This is a genomic window from Pseudoxanthobacter sp. (assembly GCF_036822375.1).
Lineage (GTDB): Bacteria > Pseudomonadota > Alphaproteobacteria > Rhizobiales > Segnochrobactraceae > Pseudoxanthobacter.
Genome location: NZ_DAISHT010000194.1, coordinates 1 through 2,489 on the forward strand (window position 1 = coordinate 1; position 2,489 = coordinate 2,489).

2 protein-coding genes are annotated in these 2,489 nt (G+C 74.2%); both read left to right on the plus strand.

The genetic code is table 11. From position 1 onward, the window contains the following. Positions 1–442 precede the first annotated feature (442 nt). On the plus strand, positions 443–1,483 hold the full coding sequence (locus V7067_RS14375; RefSeq protein ID WP_334176592.1) for an asparaginase: 1,041 nt from the start codon (positions 443–445) through the stop codon (positions 1,481–1,483). 8 nt (positions 1,484–1,491) lie between these two features. Continuing rightward, complete coding sequence (locus tag V7067_RS14380; RefSeq protein WP_334176593.1) at positions 1,492–2,487, plus strand: L-threonylcarbamoyladenylate synthase; 996 nt, start codon at positions 1,492–1,494, stop codon at positions 2,485–2,487. The last annotated feature ends 2 nt before the right edge of the window (positions 2,488–2,489 follow it).

Genomic DNA, 2,489 nt, shown 5'->3' on the forward strand with positions numbered 1-2,489 from the left:
GCAGCCTCATCCGCACCATTCCGCCCGGCCTGCGCTGACCCGTCTGTTGCAGACCTTGCCAGTGCGGACTTGCCTGTACCGACCCGCCTGCGCCGGGCACACAAGGCACCGGCCGCAGCTGCCGGCGCCCGCCTGAAGACCGCCACCCTCCCCCGGCCCCGCGCCCGCGTGCGGACCGCGCGGGGTGCCGCAGCCGGGGACGCTTTCCGCCCGCCTGCGCGGCGCGGCGAGCCCGGCGCGTTCCGGCAGCCGCCTGCCTTACCCGGCCGCCTGCCCCTTGGCCGGCCTGCCCCTTGCCGGCCTGCTCCTTGGCCGGCCTGTCCTGCCCGCATGGCCCCTTGCCGGCCTGCCGCCCGCCCGCCGGCTTGCCCTTGCCCGGCCGCGGGGCTATCCAACCGGCGGGGCGCCGTCCGGCTTCCCGCAACACCGGGATGCGCCCGCCATGGCCTCTGCCCTCTCTCCTCTGCCGCTTGTCGTCGAAGTCACCCGCGGTCCGCTGGTGGAAAGCCGGCACACCGGCATTCTTGCCGTCTCCGACAGCCATGGCCGGCTTGCGGCGGCGTTCGGCGATGCGGAGCGGCCGGTTTTTCCGCGCTCGTCGGCGAAGATCATTCAGGCCCTGCCGCTGGTGGAAAGCGGCGCGGCGGATGCGCTCGGCCTGAGCGTTGAGGAACTCGCGCTTGCCGGTGCCTCCCACAACGGCGAGCCAGCCCATGTGGCAACCGCTCTGGCCATGCTGCGCCGGGCCGGGCTCGATGCCGGGGCGCTGGAGTGCGGCTGCCAGTGGCCGGAGCGGGGCAGCGATGTCGCCGCCCTCAACCGCGCCGGGGAGAAACCCACGGCGCTGCACAACAACTGCTCCGGCAAGCATGCCGGCTTCCTGTGCGTTGCCTGCCATCTCGGCCTGCCCCATGCCGGCTATGTCCATGCGGCCCATCCGCTGCAGGAGATCGTCACCGCCGCGCTGTCGCAGATGACGCAAACCCCGCTCGATGCCTCGGTGCGCGGTATCGACGGCTGCTCCATCCCCACCTATGCCATTCCGCTGACGCGCCTTGCCACCGCCTTTGCACGGCTCGGCACCGGCATCGGCCTTGCGCCGGCCCGCGCCGCCGCAGCAGCCCGGCTGCGCAAGGCGGCGGCGGCAGCGCCCTTCATGGTCGCCGGCACCGGGCGGTTCTGCACCGCCATCGGCGAACGGTTCGGCGAGCGCGCCTATGTGAAAACCGGTGCGGAGGGCGTGTTCTGCGCCATTCTGCCGGAAGCCGGGTTCGGCGTGGCCCTGAAGATCGACGATGGCGGCACCCGCGCTTCCGAAGCGATCATGGCGGCCGTGCTGGAGCGCTATGCCGCGCGCGACGAGGCGGAGCGCACCTTCCTGCAGCGCTGGAGCCGCCGGCCGCTGACCAACCGGCGCGACATCGTTGTGGGCGAGGTGCGCGTGGCTGCGGAAACCCGCGCCGCGCTGGGGCTGCAGCCATGACCGCAGCCATGACCGCAGCCCGACCGCTGATCGTGCCGGCAGAAGCGCTCGCCGAAGACCCGGCCGCGTGCGATGCGGTGGTGGCGGCGCTGCGCGCCGGCGATCTCGTCGCGGTGCCGACCGAGACCGTCTATGGCCTTGCCGCCGATGCCACCAGCCCGGCGGCCGTCGCCGCCATCTATGCCGCCAAGGGGCGGCCATCGTTCAACCCGCTGATCGTGCATGAGGGGTCGGCGACGGCCGCCAGCCGCCATGGCGTGTTCGATGCCCGCGCCCGGCTGCTGGCCGAGGCGTTCTGGCCCGGTCCGCTGACGCTGGTGGTGCCGCTCGCGCCCGGCGCGGCCATTGCCCCGGCGGTGACCGCCGGACTGTCCAGCGTGGCGATCCGCGTGCCGCGCTCACCCGCCGTGCGCCGGCTGACAGAGGCGTTGGGCCGGCCGGTCGCCGCCCCCAGCGCCAACCGCTCCGGCCGCGTCAGCCCGACATCGGCTGCCGACGTGGTGGCCGATCTCGGCGACCGTGTGGCGGTGGTGGTGGACGGCGGCCCCTGCCCGGTCGGCGTGGAATCGACCATCGTCAGCCTCACCGGCCCGGATGCGGTGCTGCTGCGCCCCGGCGGCCTGCCGGCGGACGATATCGAGGCCGTGCTTGGTGCACCGCTGCTGCGGCCGGCCGCCGATCCGGCGCGCCCGCAGGCTCCGGGTCAGCTTTCATCCCACTATGCGCCACGCGCAAAAGTCCGCCTCGGTGCGGTCCGCGTGCTGCCCGGCGAGGCGCTGCTGGCCTTCGGTCCGGTGCCGCCGGATGGTGCCGCGGAGGCGGTCGCCAGTGAGAATCTCAGCCCCTCCGGCGATCTTGCCGAGGCGGCGCGCCATCTGTTCGCCGCTCTGCGCCGGCTCGATGCCAGCGGCGCCGCCACCATTGCCGTGCAGCCGCTGCCGGCCACCGGGCTTGGCGAGGCCATTGCCGACCGCCTGCGCCGGGCGGCCGCGCCGCGCGGCTGAAC

What these genes read in the sequence shown, in the direction of transcription:
- V7067_RS14380 (WP_334176593.1), top strand. Translation starts at nt 1,492, where the DNA reads ATGACCGCAGCCCGACCGCTGATCGTGCCGGCAGAAGCGCTCGCCGAA.
- V7067_RS14375 (WP_334176592.1), top strand. Translation starts at nt 443, where the DNA reads ATGGCCTCTGCCCTCTCTCCTCTGCCGCTTGTCGTCGAAGTCACCCGC.